At 71.3% G+C, this 15748-nt stretch carries 12 protein-coding genes; 7 read left to right on the top strand and 5 right to left on the bottom strand.

The genetic code is table 11. The annotated features are described in order from the left end of the window. Nucleotides 1–43: 43 nt before the first annotated feature. The gene (locus H180DRAFT_RS17210) at nt 44–1078 is read right to left on the bottom strand and encodes a LacI family DNA-binding transcriptional regulator (RefSeq protein WP_079100193.1); all 1035 of its coding nucleotides are present in this window, start codon (nt 1076–1078) and stop codon (nt 44–46) included. 213 nt (nt 1079–1291) lie between these two features. Between H180DRAFT_RS17210 and H180DRAFT_RS17215 the strand changes: the two genes are divergently transcribed. The 6 genes from H180DRAFT_RS17215 (at nt 1292) to H180DRAFT_RS17235 (ending at nt 8477) form a co-directional block, all read left to right on the top strand. Continuing rightward, entirely contained in the window at nt 1292–2005 is a 714-nt protein-coding gene (locus H180DRAFT_RS17215; RefSeq protein ID WP_199822496.1) for a nitrilase family protein, read from the top strand. A gap of 63 nt (nt 2006–2068) precedes the next feature. Continuing rightward, on the top strand, nt 2069–2209 hold the full coding sequence (locus H180DRAFT_RS30095) for a hypothetical protein (RefSeq protein WP_199822497.1): 141 nt from the start codon (nt 2069–2071) through the stop codon (nt 2207–2209). Nucleotides 2210–2222: 13 nt separating this feature from the next. Beyond that, on the top strand, nt 2223–3515 hold the full coding sequence (locus tag H180DRAFT_RS17220) for a hypothetical protein (protein ID WP_199822498.1): 1293 nt from the start codon (nt 2223–2225) through the stop codon (nt 3513–3515). Further along, on the top strand, nt 3512–4885 hold the full coding sequence (locus tag H180DRAFT_RS17225) for an amidase (protein WP_055486966.1): 1374 nt from the start codon (nt 3512–3514) through the stop codon (nt 4883–4885). Before H180DRAFT_RS17220 ends, H180DRAFT_RS17225 begins: the two co-directional genes overlap by 4 nt. 129 nt (nt 4886–5014) lie before the next feature. After that, on the top strand, nt 5015–6940 hold the full coding sequence (gene dnaG, locus H180DRAFT_RS17230) for a DNA primase (RefSeq protein WP_055486967.1): 1926 nt from the start codon (nt 5015–5017) through the stop codon (nt 6938–6940). 331 nt (nt 6941–7271) lie between these two features. Further along, a complete protein-coding gene (locus H180DRAFT_RS17235) occupies nt 7272–8477 on the top strand; it encodes an RNA polymerase sigma factor (RefSeq protein WP_254666061.1) in 1206 nt (401 codons plus the stop codon). A gap of 68 nt (nt 8478–8545) precedes the next feature. Here the strand turns inward: H180DRAFT_RS17235 and H180DRAFT_RS17240 are convergent, their stop codons facing one another. The 3 genes from H180DRAFT_RS17240 to H180DRAFT_RS17250 all read right to left on the bottom strand — a co-directional run bounded on the left by H180DRAFT_RS17240 (nt 8546) and on the right by H180DRAFT_RS17250 (nt 13778). Beyond that, the gene (locus H180DRAFT_RS17240) at nt 8546–10468 is read right to left on the bottom strand and encodes an ABC transporter ATP-binding protein (protein ID WP_055486968.1); all 1923 of its coding nucleotides are present in this window, start codon (nt 10466–10468) and stop codon (nt 8546–8548) included. Beyond that, a complete protein-coding gene (locus tag H180DRAFT_RS17245; protein ID WP_055486969.1) occupies nt 10465–12198 on the bottom strand; it encodes an ABC transporter ATP-binding protein in 1734 nt (577 codons plus the stop codon). Before H180DRAFT_RS17245 ends, H180DRAFT_RS17240 begins: the two co-directional genes overlap by 4 nt. Nucleotides 12199–12371: 173 nt before the next feature. Then, a complete protein-coding gene (locus tag H180DRAFT_RS17250; protein ID WP_055486970.1) occupies nt 12372–13778 on the bottom strand; it encodes an FGGY family carbohydrate kinase in 1407 nt (468 codons plus the stop codon). Nucleotides 13779–13887: 109 nt separating this feature from the next. On the opposite strand from H180DRAFT_RS17250, the gene H180DRAFT_RS17255 reads away from it, so the two are divergent. Further along, nucleotides 13888–15042, top strand: a complete 1155-nt coding sequence (locus H180DRAFT_RS17255; RefSeq protein WP_254666054.1) for a MalY/PatB family protein — start codon at nt 13888–13890, stop codon at nt 15040–15042. A 98-nt stretch (nt 15043–15140) separates the two neighbouring features. On the opposite strand, the gene H180DRAFT_RS17260 is transcribed toward H180DRAFT_RS17255, so the two are convergent. Next, nucleotides 15141–15671: a hypothetical protein gene (locus tag H180DRAFT_RS17260; protein ID WP_074466853.1), complete on the bottom strand. Its 531-nt coding sequence runs from the start codon at nt 15669–15671 to the stop codon at nt 15141–15143. Nucleotides 15672–15748: the final 77 nt, after the last annotated feature.

Here is a 15748-nt window from a genome sequence, read left to right on the forward strand (position 1 = left end):
ACTCGTCCCCGTACTCGACTGGCGACCGGCTGCCGCGTCCGCCTCAGTCGTCAGACGCGGCCGGCGCGCCGCTGGACGCACGCGCGATCAGCGTCGGCGGCAGCCGCACCGGCTCTACCGTCTCGCCCTCGAGGCGACGTGCCAGCAACTCAACCGCGCGGCGGCCCATTTCGTGCACGGGGGAGTGAACAGAGGTCAAAGGGACGGGCAGTTGCGCCGCGAGAGGCGTGTCGTTGAAGCCGACGACGCAGACCTCCTCGCCCACCCGCAGTCCGACGTCGCGAACGGCGCCCATGGCGCCGATCGCGGCGAAGTCGTTGACGGCGAATACCGCCGACGGGCGCCGCCCGCCCGCGCCGAGCAGCTTCATCGTCGCAGCGTGGCCGCTGACGGTGTCGAAGTGGGAGTGCACGATGTGCTCGGGCGGCAGCTCCAGCCCCGCCTCGCGGTAGCGGTCGGCGAAGCCTCTGGTGCGGTCGGCGCCCGTGCTGGCGTGCGGCTCGCCCGCGATGACCGCGACCTCCTCGTGGCCCGACGCGAGCAGATGATCCGCGACGAGACGGCCGCCGAGGTAGTCGTCGCAGGTCACCGAGGGGTGTTCGCCCGCCCTCCGGCTGACGAGCACGAACGGTGTGTCCTGTGCGGCGATCTCGTCCAGGAACCGCGCGTCCAGATGGGCGTCGCCGAAGATCAGTCCGTCCACGCGGCGGTCCAGCACCATCTTCGTCCGCGTGCGCTGGGTCTGTGGATCATCCTGGGTGTTCGTGACGAAGGCGGACAGGCCACGCTCGGTGGCGGCCTCCTCGATGCCTTCGTAGATCATGGCGAGGACGATGTCGGAGAGCCGGGGTACCAGGACGCCGATGAGGTTGCTGCGCCGGGTGCGCAGGCTGGTGGCGTGCGGATTGGGCCGGTAACCCAACTCGGCGGCCAGCTGCCGGATGCGCTCCGCCGTATCGCCCGAGGCGGCACGTGCCCCGTCGTCGACCGCGCCGTTGATCACCCGGGACACCGTGGAAACATGCAGACCGAGCTGGTCGGCTATCGATCGCAGTGTCGCAGGTCGCTTACGGGCCACCCCCACCTCCCGCTTTCTCCTCCACGCTCCCGGTCGGATCCAAGACGTCACGCGATGCCTCTTGACCGCGGGCTTGGTCGCGCTGATGATACCCCAAACGTTTGAGCCAAACGATTGGGTAATTCGCTCAACATTTGCGCGCCCCGTCACCCAAACGATTGGCTCCTCAACTCGGTCCGATCAACTCGCCACCAGAGCCGGAAGAGGCCAGCGATGACAGCCCTGACGCAGCACACACCGGAGACCGAGGGGCGCATCAGCCCCGTCCGTATCGCCGCCGTGCAGTTCGACCCTCAGGTCGGCCTGGACAACCGCGAACGCAATGCCGCCCGCGCCCTGGAACTGGCCGGACGGTCGGTCGACGAAGGCGCCGACCTCGTCGTCCTCCCCGAACTGGCCACCAGCGGCTACACGTTCAAAGACCGCGCCGACGCCTACGCGCACGCCGAGGAAGTACCCTCCGGCCCCACCGTCCGCGCGTGGGAGTCCTTCTGCCGCGAACGCGGCGTACACCTCGTCGGCGGTGTGGCGGAACGCGAGGGCATGCGGCTGTTTGACACAGCCGCCCTGATCGGGCCGGACGGCTACATCGGGCGCTACCGCAAGACACACCTCTGGAACCAGGAGAAGCTCTGGTTCACGCCCGGCGACGAGGGCTTCCCGGTCTTCGAGACCACGATCGGCCGGATCGGAATGCTGATCTGCTGGGACATCTGGTTCCCCGAGGTTCCCCGCCTCCTCGCTCAGCAGGGCGCGGACATCATCTGCAGCCCCAACAACTGGGTCTTCACCCCGCCCCCGCTCTTCGACGAGTCCGGCAAGTGCATGGCCACATACCTCACCATGACTGCCGCGCACGTCAACAACGTCTTCATCGCGGCGGCCGACCGCATCGGCACCGAGGGCGACGCGAAGTTCCTGGGTTGATCGCTGATCGCCGGAACCAACGGCTGGCCCATCGGAAGGGTCGCCGGTCCGGAGGAGGAGACGGTGCTGTACGCGGACGTCGACCTCTCCGCACCCCGCAGCGCACCGGTCTGGAACCAGCTCAACGATCTGCTCCGCGACCGTCGCACGGACCTGTACGACGGCATGCTCGGATACCGGCTCTCCCCGGCCCTTCCCCGCTGAGAGGCGCAACCCGATGGAAGACACGCGTCCTGCCGACAGGACCACAGCGATACCCGACGTCCCCACCGCGCCGCCCCGCCCGGGCAGCGGGCGGCTCTGGCTCACCGCCGCTGTGATCGCCGGTGCCACCGCCCTCGTCGCCTACGGGCTCTCGGCCCTGCGGCCCTCGCTGCCCTCCGTGCTGCCCGACTACGGGGACTGGATCGGTGGCTACTACCGCATCGGCTCGTTCCTGCGCTGGATCGTCGCCGACGGCACCGAGTCCGAGTACGCCAAGACCGAACTGTCCGGCCTCGGAATGATCCTCGGTGCCTGGCTTGCCCATTGCATCCAGCAGCGCCGCAAGGGCGGCCGGTGGCAGGGGTTCGCCATCAGCTATGGCACCGGGCTCTGGCCCTGGGGCGCGGGCAGCGCGGCCATGGGAATGATCGCCAGCAACCTCGCCTGGGGCTGGACCGTGCCCGCAACAGGGGCATGGCAACCGACGTTCGCACCGTTCGTCTCGGTGCCGCCTGCCGTCGTCCTCGTCTACGGCGCGGGCTGGGCTGTGAGCCTTACGGGTGCCGCGCTCGGCGTACTGCTGACCACCCCCGTCGCCCTGCTCGCCGTGAACTACGTCTGCGTTCCGCTGGGCCTTCCGGGAGTGGTCGGAGCGACGACGGGGATGTGGGCGAGCGCGCTCATCGGCTTCGCCGTCTGCCGGGTGCTGCCCTGGATGCCGCGCCCGCTCGCGGCCGAGGAGCCGCGTCCCGAGCGGGAGCCGGAGGAGCCGCGTCCCGAGCGGGAGAAGGACTCACCGGCCCCCGCAGCAGAGCATGCGGGGGAACGTCAGGGGCCCGTCTGGGTCGCCCGCCGCGTACTCGCGGACTTCTCGGAGGCGCAGTTCTACGGCAACGAGTGGGCGAGCGTCGGCCTGCTGTTGGGCACGCTGTTCGCCTTCCTCCTCAACCCGATGCTGCCCGCCGCGGGCGGACTGTGGCCGCAGGTGCTCGCCTCACAGGTGCTCACCGGTGCGGTGGCGGTGGTGCTGTGGCGCTCCGGCTGGAGCAAGGCCGGCTGGTATCCGTCCTTCGTTCCGGTCGTCTCGGTGGCTCCCGCGACAGTGCTCGCCTACGGCGGCAGCGTGCAGTCGGTCGTCGTCGGCGCCGTGTTCGGAGCGGTGGCGGCTCCACCGCTCGCGGCGGCCATCGGCAACCGGATGCCGGCGCACTTCCACCCCTTCATCGGCAACGTCGTCTCCATGACGGTGTGCTGTGCCACGTTCGTGCCGCTGCTGGCCCTGCTCCCCGGGTTCACCACCTCATGAGCGAAGAGCCGGAGACGACGGAGGAGGAGGGCGGGGCCGGGTTCTTCACCGGCCCCGGCCATACGGTCGAGGCCCTTGCCGCACGGCTGCGTGCCGGTGAGGTGACGTCCGTGGAGCTCACCGAGCACTCGCTGCGGACCGTCCGGCGCCTCGACGGACAGCTGAACGCCTTTGTGACGCTCGATCCGGGCGGCGCGCTGCGCGCCGCCCGGATCGCAGACGCGGAGCTGGCCACGGGGCGCGACCGCGGCCGGCTCCACGGCATCCCGGCGGCCGTCAAGGACGTCGTCGACACCGCTGGGCTGCGCACCACCATGGGTTCCGCACACTTCGCCGGGCATGTCCCGTCGTCGGATGCCGAGTGCGTACGGCGTCTGCGCGCGGCCGGTGCGGTCGTCGTGGGCAAGACCACCACGCATGAGTTCGCCTACGGGCCGACCGGCGACCGGTCCTTGAACGGTGCTTCGCGCAATCCGCACGACCCCACGAGGATGTCGGGCGGCTCCAGCGGAGGAAGCGCGGTGGCGGTCGCGGCGGGCATGGTGCCGATGGCTCTCGGCACGGACACCGGAGGTTCGGTCCGCATACCGGCCGCGCTGTGCGGGGTGGCCGGGTTCAAGCCCGCTTACGGCGACATCCCCACCGACGGTGTCTTTCCGCTGGCCCCGTCGCTCGATCACGTCGGTGTGCTGGCCCGCACACCGAGGGACTGCCTTCTCGCGCACCGCGCCCTGACCGAATCACCCCCCGAGCCCGGCGTGCACCACCGTACGGCGCACGTCGGTTGGCTGCCGCCCGAGGGGCTCTTCCCCACCGATCCGGATGTCGGCCGCCTGGTCCGTGCCTGCCTCGCGGCCATCGGGGCCACCGCAGCGGTGGAGGATGTCGCCTTCGGTGAGGCGTCGGAGATGAACGAGGCGTTCTTCGCGATCCAGGACAGGGAGGCCTACGCCGTCCACGCCGAACGCATGGCGACGAGCCCTGGACTGTTCGGCTCCGAGGTGCTTGACCGGCTCCGCGGGGCGGCCCGTACAACCGCACGGCGCCACGAAAGGGCCCTCGCCGCCCGCGAGCGCATCGGACGGTCGGTGAACCGACTCCTGGCGCACCACGACGTATTGGCGCTGCCGACGACTCCGCTGACGGCACCACGCCTCGGGCAGCGCACCGCCGTCGTCGGCGGGGAGCGGGTCGGGGTCCGTTCGGCGCTCCTCGCGCTGACCAGCCCGTGGAATCTTCTCGGGCTGCCCGCTCTTACGGTGCCCGCGGCCACCGTCGGCGGGCTGCCCGCAGGGCTTCAGATGATCTGCCGTCCCGGTCGTGAGGACCTGATGTTCGCCGTCGCCCAGGCGGTCTCCGGTCGCCCGTGAGCCTCCACGGGCAAGGGAGGAGGAGCACGGCGCCGCCGCGCTTGCCGGGAGCGGTGACCCCTACCGCGCTGCGCCGCGGCACCCCTTGGGCGGGCGGGGGTGTCGGCGGCCCGCCGTACAATTCACCGTGTGGCGGGAAGGATCAACGACGAGGACGTGAAGGCGGTGCGGGGGGCGGTCCCCATCGACACCGTGGTCTCCGAGTATCTCCAGCTGCGCAACGCCGGCGGCGGCAACATGAAGGGCCTGTGTCCCTTTCACGACGAGAAGTCGCCCTCGTTCCACGTCAGTCCGGCCAAGGGCCTCTTCCACTGCTTCGGCTGCCAGGAGGGCGGCGACACCCTCGACTTCGTGATGCGGGTCGACCACCTCTCCTTCTCCGAGGCCGTCGAACGCCTCGCAGGCCAGGCGGGCATCACACTGCGGTACGAGGAGGGCGGGTACGGCCGCGCCAGCCAGCAGGGCGAGCGCACCCGCCTCGTCGAGGCGCACAAAGTGGCGGCGCAGTTCTACGCCGAGCAGCTTCAGGGCGCCGAGGCCGAGCCGGGCCGCCGCTTCCTGACCGAGCGCGGCTTCGACCAGGCCGCCGCGGAGCACTTCGGCATCGGCTACTCCCCGGCAGGCTGGGACCACCTGGTGCGGTTCCTGCGCGGCAAGGGCTTCTCCGACCGGGAGCTGACCGCGTCCGGGCTCGCGCAGGAGGCCCGCAACGGCCGCCCCATCGACCGGTTCCGGGGCCGGCTGATGTGGCCCATCCGCGACATCACCGGCGACGTCGTCGGCTTCGGGGCCCGCAAGCTGCGCGACGACGACAACGGGCCGAAGTACCTCAACACCCCCGAGACGGCGATCTACCACAAGTCCCAGGTGCTCTACGGCATCGACCTCGCCAAGAAGGACATCGCCAAGGGCAACCGCGCGGTCGTCGTCGAGGGCTACACGGACGTCATGGCGTGCCACCTCGCCGGCGTCACGACGGCGATCGCCACCAGCGGCACGGCCTTCGGCGAGGGCCACATCAAGATCCTCCGCCGGCTTCTGATGGACAACTCGGGCTCGGAGGTCATCTTCACCTTCGACGGGGACGCCGCCGGGCAGAAGGCGGCGCTGCGCGCGTTCGAGGACGACCAGAAGTTCGCCGCCCGCACCTCCATCGCGATCACACCGCAGGGCATGGACCCCTGCGAGCTGAGGATCGCCGAGGGCGACGAGGCCGTGGCGAAGGTCGTCGAAGACCGCTCCCCGCTCTTCGAGTTCGCGATCCGCTCGATCGTCGAGCAGCACAACCTCGATACGGCGGAGGGCCGTTCGGCCGCGCTGGAGCAGGCCGCGCCCGTCGTCGCACAGATCAAGGACCCCTCGATCCAGCACGAGTACGCCGTGCGCCTCGCCGGGCTCCTCGGCATCCTCGACACGCAGTTCGTGGTGCGGCGCCTCGGCCAGCTGGCCCGGCGGCGCGCGCACGGCCCGCCGGCGGGCCGTGCGGGCACGCGGGGGCCCGGCCCGGGGCCCGCCGGCCCCGGCGCGGGGGCGGCGGCGCCGTCCGTGGCGGCCCGCGGAGGCGGCCCCGCGCTGAACCTGCGCAGCCCGGCCCACCGTGTCGAGCGTGAACTGCTCAAACTCGCCCTGCAGCGCCCGGAGTTGGTGGCGCCGGCATTCGACGCCTACGAGACGGACGAGTTCACCGCCCCGCCCTACGCGGCCGTCCGCAGGGCCGTCGAGGCCGCCGGAGGCGTGACCGGCGCCGACGACGAATTCGTCGCCAGGGTGCGTGCCGCCGCGCCGGACGACACGGTGCGGGCCCTCGTGCACGAGCTGGTCGTCGAGCCGCTGCGCAGCGCCCGCGGGCGCGAACCGGACGAGATGTACGCGGGGATGCAGCTCGTCGCCGTGCGCCTCGCAGCCGTCAACGCCCGCATCGCCGACCTCGAAAGCAGCGCCCGGCGCCTGGAGGCCCAGCGCGACGACGAACGTTCGGCGGCCGTGCGCCAGGAGATCTGGACGCTCACGCAGTACGGCCGCTCCCTCAAGGAGCGGGGCGCGGCGGCGCTCTGACCCGCCCCGGGTGCCGCCGGCCCGCCGGCCTCTCCCGGGTTGCCGGCGGCGGCCGGCCCTTCCGGCCCTTCCGGCCCTTCCGGCCCTTCCGGCCCCTCCGGCCCGTGCGGTCCGCGGCTGCGCCCCCGCCTCCCTCCCTGCGCCTCGCAGCCTTCCCTCCTGCGACGGTCGCGCCGGCCGTGACGGTACGTATGCGAACAAGTCACCGCCCATTCCAGAAACTGGGCGCACGACCCTCGTGACCGGAGTGTGTCGTACCCCACACTGGTGGGCGGTGCTTGAGTCCTCGGAACGGGGCGTGCGCCGGCCGCGCTGCCGGAGAGTCCCTCGGATCCGAACAGCATGTACGCCTCCCCCCGTACCGGCAGCGAGCACACTGGAGGTCGCCCCCGTGCAGACCCGGACCCTGACCAGCGCGGCTCCTCCGGCCGCCCCGACGGCTCCAACCCGGCCCGCCGCCCACGCTCCCGCTCCCGAAGCTCCGCCCGTCCCGCCTCCGGACTGGCCGCCTCCGGGTGACGGGCCGGCCGCGCACACCGCCCCCGCCGCGCCGGACCCGCCGTCCGCGGAACCCGAGGCCGAGGCCCCGGCCGTCCAGGAGAAGCGGGAGTCCGCGGGCGGCGGCGCCTCCGCCGACCTCTTCCGGCAGTATCTGCGCGAGATCGGACGCATCCCGCTGCTGTCCGCCGCCGACGAGGTCGAACTCGCCCGCCGCGTCGAGGCCGGCCTCTTCGCCGAGCAGAAGCTCGCCGATCCGGCCACCCACCCCGACGGACGTCTCGCGCACGAACTGGACCAGCTCGTCGTCATGGGCAGAATCGCCAAGCGGCGCCTCATCGAGGCGAACCTGCGCCTCGTCGTCTCCGTCGCGAAGCGGTACATCGGACGCGGACTGACCATGCTCGACCTGGTCCAGGAGGGCAACCTGGGGCTGATACGGGCGGTCGAGAAGTTCGACTACGCCCGCGGCTACAAGTTCTCGACGTACGCGACCTGGTGGATCCGGCAGGCGATGTCCCGCGCCCTGGCGGACCAGGCCCGCACCATCCGGGTGCCCGTGCACGTCGTCGAGTTGATCAACCGCGTCGTGCGCGTCCAGCGGAGGCTGCTCCAGGAGCGGGGCGAGGAGCCCACGCCGGACGAGGTCGGCGCACATCTCGGTCTCACCGGTGAACGCGTCACCGAAGTGCTGCGCCTCGCACAGGAACCGGTGTCGCTGCACGCGCCCGTCGGCGAGGAGGAGGACGTCAACTTCGGCGACCTCATCGAGGACGGCGACGCCCCCTCACCGGTGGAGTCCGCCGCCTTCCTCCTGCTGCGCGAACATCTCGAAGCGGTGCTCTCGACCCTCGGCGAGCGCGAACGCAAGGTCGTCCAGCTGCGCTACGGGCTCGACGACGGGCGGCCGCGCACCCTCGAGGAGATCGGCGTCCTCTTCGGCGTCACGAGGGAGCGCATACGGCAGATCGAGTCCAAGACCCTCACCAAGCTCCGCGACCACGCCTTCGCCGACCAGTTGCGCGGCTACCTCGACTGACAGCTGCCCGGACCGAACGCCCACCGCGGGGCCCACCGCGGGGCCCGCCGCCCCGCCTCCGGCGGCCCTCAGTCGACCTCCGCGACGGCGGCCGCGAACTGCGACCGGTACAGGCGGGCGTAGGCGCCGTCCGCCGCCAGCAGCTCGCCGTGCGAACCCTGCTCCACGATCGACCCGTCCTCCATCACCAGGATCACGTCGGCATCCCTGATGGTGGAGAGGCGGTGGGCGATGACGAAGCTGGTGCGGCCGTGCGCCAGCCGCGCCATGGCCTGCTGGATGAGCACCTCGGTGCGGGTGTCGACGGAACTGGTCGCCTCGTCCAGGACGAGGATGACCGGGTCGCAGAGGAAGGCACGGGCGATGGTGATCAGCTGCTTCTCGCCGGCGCTGACGCCGGTGCCGTCCTCGTCCAGGACCGTGTCGTAGCCGTCGGGAAGGGTGCGGATGAAACGGTCGGCGTGTGCCGCGCGCGCTGCCTCCTCGACCTGCTCGCGGCTCGCGTTCTGCGCCCCGTAGCTGATGTTCTCCGCGATGGTGCCGCCGAAGAGCCATGCGTCCTGGAGGACCATGCCGATGCGGGAGCGCAGTTCCTCACGGTTCATCCCGGCCGTGTCCGTGCCGTCCAGCAGGATCCGGCCGCCGCGCGTCTCGTAGAAGCGCAGCAGCAGGTTGACCAGCGTGGTCTTGCCGGCTCCCGTCGGCCCCACGATGGCGACGGTGCTCCCCGGCTCCACGGTGAGCGACAGATCCTCGATGAGGGGGCGGTCCGCGTCGTAGCGGAAGGAGACGCGGTCCAGTTCGACACGGCCGCGCACCTGCGGGGGACGGGCCGGGTGCTCCGGCTCGGGCGACTGCTCGTCCGCGTCGAGGACCTCGAAGACGCGCTCCGCGGACGCGACCCCGGACTGCACCATGTTGGCCATGGAGGCGACCTGGTTGAGGGGCTGGGTGAACTGCCGCGAATACTGCACGAACGCCTGCACGTCGCCGATCGACAGCACGCCCGAGGCGACTCGCAGACCGCCGACGACGGCCACCAGCACGTAGTTGAGGTTCGCGACGAACATCATCGCCGGCTGCATGATGCCGCTGACGAACTGCGCCTTGTAACTCGCCCTGTGCAGCGCCTCGTTGTGCTCCCGGAAGGCCGCGGCGGACTCCTCCTGCCGCCCGAAGACCTTCACCAGCGTGTGCCCGGTGTACATCTCCTCGACGTGCGCGTTCAGCTTGCCCGTCTCCGACCACTGCCGTACGAACTGCGGCTGTGCACGCTTGCCCAGCCGCGTCGCCACCAGCAGCGACAGCGGCACGGTCACCAGGGCGACGAGCGCCAGCAGCGGTGAGATCCAGAACATCATCACCAGCACACCCGCCACGGTGAGCACGGAGTTGACGATCTGGCCCAGGGTCTGCTGCAGGGTCTGACCGATGTTGTCGATGTCGTTCGTCACGCGGCTGAGGACCTCGCCACGGGTCTGCCTGTCGAAGTACGACAGCGGCAGCCGCGACAGCTTCGCCTCCACCTGCTCCCGCAGCCGGAAGACCGTGTGGTTGATCGCCCGGACCGACAGGCGCCCGCTGACGAGCATCATCAGCCCTGCCGCCGCGTACACCGCGAGCACCAGCAGCAGCACGTCGCCGAGGGCGCCGAAGTCGATGCCCCTGCCCGGCGTGAAGGCCGTGCCCGAGAGCATGTCGGCGACGCCGGTGTCCCCTTCGCCGCGCATGCGGTCCAGGACCTGCTCGCGGCTCGCCCCGTCGGGCAGCTGCTTCCCGATGAAGCCCGCGAAGATCAGGTCGGTGGCGTCTCCGAGGATCTTCGGACCGAGGACGCTGAGCCCCACGCCGGCCAGTCCGAAGGCCACCATGCCGGTGAGTGTGGCCCGTTCGGGCCGGAACTGCCCCAGCAGGCGTTTCGCCGATCCGCGGAAGTCGGTGGAGCGCCGGGGCGGTGCGCCGCCGCCGAGCATCCGTGCGGGGCCGCTCACGCCGCCTCCTGTTCGGTCAGCTGGGACAGGACGATCTCCCGGTAGGTCTCGTTGTCCGCCATCAGCTCGTGGTGCCGGCCGGAGCCGGCGACCCGTCCCTCCTCCAGGACGACGATGCGGTCCGCGTCGCGGATCGTGGAGACCCGCTGGGCGACGATGAGGACCGTCGCGTCCGCCGTGCGCAGAGTGAGGGCGGCGCGCAGCGCCGCGTCGGTCGCGTAGTCGAGGGCGGAGAAGGAGTCGTCGAAGAGGTAGATCTCCGGCTGGTGCACCAACACCCGTGCGATGGCTAGGCGTTGACGCTGGCCGCCGGAGACGTTGTTGCCGCCCTGCCCGATCGGCGCGTGGAGCCCGCCGTCCATGGCAGCGACGAACTCGCGTGCCTGCGCGGTCTCCAGCGCCTCCCACAACTCCTCGTCGCTCGCGTCGGGACGTCCGTAGCGCAGGTTCGAGGCGACCGTCCCGGAGAACAGGTACGGATGCTGCGGCACCAGCCCCACCGTCCCGGCCAGCAGCTCCGGGTCGAGGTTGCGCACGTCCTCGCCGCCGACGACTACGGAGCCCCCGGTGGCGTCGAACAGGCGCGGCACCAGGCTCAGAAGAGTCGACTTGCCGCTGCCCGTGGAGCCGATCACCGCCGTCGTCTCGCCCGGACGTGCCACGAGGTCGATGCCGTGGAGGACGGGGGCCTCCGCCCCGGGGTAGCGGAAGCCGGCTCCGCGCAGCTCCAGCACGCCCCGGCGGCGCAGCTCCCGTACGGGCGCCGTGGGCGGAACCACGCTCGAAGAGGTGCTGAGGACCTCCGTGATGCGCTCCGCGCACACTTCCGCACGCGGAACCATCATGAACATGAAGGTGGCCATCATCACGGACATCACGATCTGCATCAGGTACGCCAGGAACGCCGTGAGCGCGCCGATCTGCATCCCGCCGCTGTCGATGCGGTGCGCGCCGAACCAGACCACGGCGACGCTGGAGACGTTCACGACGGTCATCACGGTCGGGAACATCAGGGCCATCAGCCGTCCGGCGCGCAGCTGCACGTCCGTCAGACCGCTGTTGTGCTCGTGGAAGCGCCGCCGCTCGTACTCGTCCTTGACGAAGGCCCGGATGACGCGGATGCCGCCGATCTGCTCCCGCAGCACCCTGTTCACACCGTCGAGCCGGCCCTGCATGGTGCGGAAGAGGGGACGCATCCGGCGCACGATCAGGCCCACCAGCAAGGCCAGCACCGGTACGACGCCCACCAGTACCGACGAGAGCGGCACGTCCTGGTCCAGCGCCATGATGACGCCGCCGACGCACATGACCGGCGCCGAGACCATCAGCGTGAAGGTCGTCAGCACCAGCATCTGCACCTGCTGGACGTCGTTGGTCGTGCGGGTGATCAGGGACGGGGCGCCGAAGTGCCCCACCTCGCGCGAGGAGAACCTCTGCACGCGGTCGAAGACCCTCGCCCTGATGTCCCTGCCGGCCGAGGACGCGGTGCGCGCCGCGAGGAGCACCGCCCCGATGTTGCACACCACCTGCGCGAAGGAGACGGCGAGCATGACGGCGCCGTAGCCGAGGATGTTGCCGGTGTCCCCGATCACGACACCGTTGTCGATGATGTCGGCGTTGAGCGTGGGGAGGTAGAGAGTGGCGGACGTCTGCAGCAGCTGGAGCAGCACCAGAGCGGTCACCGGGCGCCGGTAGGGGCGCAGATGCTCACGGAGCAGGCGTATCAGCACAAGGTCCCCCGTACGGAAAAAGAACTTCGTCGGCGCGCGAAAGCGGCGGTCGACACTACTCGCGGACCGAGTGCCGCGTATTCCTATTTTCGGGGCGCTCTCCGCCGCGCGCCCGCCGACTCCGGGCAAAGCCCCGGGTGATCGCTGCCGGCTGAATCCGCTCCGCGCACCTGTCATGCGCCGAAGGCGCCGGGGTGGACATCCTCGCGCACGGTCACGAACTGCTGCCGTACCGCCTGCCCGGCGGCCAGGTCCTCGCCGGGGTCGAACACCTCGCACTCGGGGGCCGGCCACAGCGGCGGATGCGAACCGCCCCTGAGGGCCCAGGCCGCCTGCCGTGCCGCACCGATCGCGGCATAGTTGCCCGGCCGGGGCACCACGACCTGTGTGCCGAAGATCGCCGGGGCTGCCGTGTACACGGCGGGCAGGCCCGCGGCCGGCCCCAGCAGGAAGAGTCTTCGCACCTGAACGCCTCTGTTGCGCAGCACGTCCAGCGCGTCGGCGAGCCCGCACAGCATCCCTTCGACGGCCGCCCGCGCCAGGTGCTCCGGCTTCATGCTCTCCAGCCGCAGACCGTGCAGCGATCCTGCGGTGTGCGGGAGATGCGGCGTGTGCTCGCCCGCCAGGTACGGCAGCAGAACGAGCCCGTACGCACCGGGGCTCGACGCCTGCGCCAGCTCCGAGACGCCCGCGACGTCGGTGCCCAGGAACTCGGCGGCACCGCGCAGCACACGCGTCGCGTTGAGGGTGCGCACCGCTGGCATGTGCAGGCCCGTGCCGTCCGCGTACGACGTGATGATGCCGCTCGGATCGGCGAGCGCCTCGTGGTGCACGGCGCAGACCGAACCCGAGGCGCCGAGGGAGATCACGGCGTCCCCCGGTCCCAGTCCCAGCCCGAGGGCCGCGGCCATGGTGTCGCCCGTTCCTGCGGAGATCAGCAGCCCCTCCGGGGTGCGCCCGGCGGGCTCGGCGGGGCCGATGACCTCGGGCAGCGAAATCCGGTGGCCGAGCGCGAGTTCGGCGAGATCGGGCCGGTAGCTCTCCAGGGCCGCCGACCAGTAGCCGGTGCCCGACGCCTCCCCGCGGTCCGTCGTGCGCCGCGAGGGCCGTGCCATCAGCTGCCACACCAGCCAGTCGTGGGGCTGGAGCACTTCGGCGACCCTGGCCGCGTTGTCGGGCTCGCTGCGTGCGAGCCACCGCAGCTTGGAGACGGGATGACCGGCTTCCGGCACGGAGCCGACGGCCTCCGCCCACGCGTGGCGGCCGCCCAGCGCGTCGACGAGGTCGGCGGCCGCGGGCTGCATCCGCCTGTCGTGGCCGAGGAGGGCCGACCGGACGGGATTGCCCGCCGAGTCGAGCGCTATGAGGCCCTGCTGCTGGCCGGAGACTCCGATGGCCTCCACGTCGGAGAACTGCCCGGAGCTGGCGGCCCGGCCCAGGGACAGCAGCCACGACTGGGGGTCGTCGCGCTCCGCGGGGTGCTCGGCGTAACCCTGTTTCACCACGGCACCGGAATCCACGTCGCAGACGACGATGCGTGTGTACTCGGCTGAGCTCTCCAGACCGGCGACTATCCCCATGCCGGAATGATGCACTACGCGGCGTGGCGCCCGGCTGCCGCCCTCGGCCCCCGCGGCCCGGCCCCCGCGCGGTCTGCTCAGATGCGCGGATGCCGCCTAGCGTGGTGGCGTGGAGACCTATGTGAGCAACCCGCTGCGGCAGTGCTCCCGGGAGGAGCTGAGCCGCCGTACGAGCGCGAAGTGGCGTGTGCACCCCGCCGACGTGCTGCCGATGTGGATCGCGGAGATGGATGTGCCGTTGGCCCCTCCCGTCGCCGACGCGCTGCACGCGGCGGTCGACGCGGGGGACACCGGCTATGCGATGGGGGAGCCCTACAGGGAGGCACTCGACGGCTTCGCCGAGCGGCACTGGGGATGGCGAGTGCCGCCGGAGCGCGCGGCGATCGTGCCCGACGTCATGGCCGGGGTCGTCGAGGTGCTGAAGCTGATCACGGAGCCCGGTGACGCCGTGGTCGTCAACTCGCCCGTATATCCGCCCTTCTACCAGTTCGTCTCGCACATGGACCGCCGCGTGGTGGAGGCGCCGCTGACCGCGGAGGGCCGCCTGGACATGGACACCCTCGCCGAGGCATTCCGTACGGGCTCCGACGGCACGGGCGCGGCCGCCTACCTGCTGTGCAGCCCTCACAATCCGACGGGCACTGTCCACACCGCCGAGGAGCTGGCGGCGGTGACGGAGCTGGCGGACGGCAGCGGTGTGCGCGTCGTCGCCGACGAGATCCACGCCCCGCTGGCGCTGCCCGGCGCCCGCCACACCCCGTATCTGTCGGTGCCGGGGACGGAGCGGGCCTTCTCGCTCCTGTCGGCCTCCAAGGCGTGGAACCTGGCCGGGCTGAAGGCGGCCATGGCGGTCGCCGGCGAGGAGGCTGCCGCCGAACTGGCGCTGATGCCGGAGGAGGTCAGCCACGGACCCAGCCATCTCGGCGTCATCGGGCACGTCGCGGCGCTGCGGCACGGCGACGCCTGGCTGGCGGCGCTGCTCGCCGGACTGGACGAGAACCGCAGCCTGCTCGCCGGGCTGCTGAAGGAGCACCTGCCGGAGGTGGGCTACCGCTCGCACGAGGGGACGTTCCTCGCGTGGCTGGACTGCCGCGCGCTGGGCCTCGGCGACGACCCGGCGGCGGCGTTCCTGGAACGGGGGCGTGTGGCGCTCATCCCCGGACCGGCGTTCGGCACGGGCGGTGCTGGATACGCGCGGCTCAACATCGCGACGTCGCCGGAGAACCTGGAGGAGGCGGTGCGGCGGATGGCGTCGGCGGTCTGACGGCCCCGTGCCGCCCTCAGGCGGACCGGACGGACGAAGGCTCCCCGTACGGCGATCCGTACGGGGAGCCCCGCCACTTCCCGGTCAGCCCTGCGGCCTCAGCAACGCTTCGACGAGGCGCCGTTGTTGGGCAGCGGGTCGCCCGCCTTGCGGACGGACCCCACCGCCGCGGTGCACTCGGACACCGTGTCCATGCCGTAGGACCAGAACTCCTGCTGGGTGGTGTTCGTCCAGGCCCTGCCGCCGAGCACCTCGTCCTGCGAGTAGCTGTAGACGGCCGCCGTCACGTCGTAGTCGCCGGCGGTCTTGCGGAAGCTGTCCCAGACCCACACGTAGCCGTAGTTCTCCTGGCACTCCGGCGAGTAGAACTGCTTGACCGAGGCGATGGTGACGCCGCTGCGCTTGACGTACCCGGTGGTGCCGATCTGGTACGCGTCGTCGCAGACCCCCGCCGCCTCGGCCCTCCTGCTCTCCGGGTTGCCCTTGGCGGAGGGTGCCGTGGACTCGGCGGCGCTCCGCTCGGACGGCTTGGGTGCGGGCCCGCTGCCTGCGTAGGCGGCTCCCGCGGGGACCGCGAGCATCGCGCAGGTCAGGGCGGCGATCGCGGTCTTGTTGTAGCGAATGCGCATTGTTCCCCCTCTTGTCATGCAAAGAATGATTCTTCAGGACAAGGGAATCTTGTGGTCTGTTGCCCGAAGAATCCGGC

Source organism: Streptomyces sp. WMMB 322 (assembly GCF_900090145.1).
GTDB lineage: Bacteria > Actinomycetota > Actinomycetes > Streptomycetales > Streptomycetaceae > Streptomyces.

Coding starts and splice junctions, on each gene's coding strand:
- H180DRAFT_RS17215 (WP_199822496.1), top strand. CDS start 1,292: ATGACAGCCCTGACGCAGCACACACCGGAGACCGAGGGGCGCATCAGC.
- H180DRAFT_RS17220 (WP_199822498.1), top strand. CDS start 2,223: ATGGAAGACACGCGTCCTGCCGACAGGACCACAGCGATACCCGACGTC.
- H180DRAFT_RS17225 (WP_055486966.1), top strand. CDS start 3,512: ATGAGCGAAGAGCCGGAGACGACGGAGGAGGAGGGCGGGGCCGGGTTC.
- H180DRAFT_RS17250 (WP_055486970.1), bottom strand. CDS start 13,778: ATGGGGATAGTCGCCGGTCTGGAGAGCTCAGCCGAGTACACACGCATC.
- H180DRAFT_RS17260 (WP_074466853.1), bottom strand. CDS start 15,671: ATGCGCATTCGCTACAACAAGACCGCGATCGCCGCCCTGACCTGCGCG.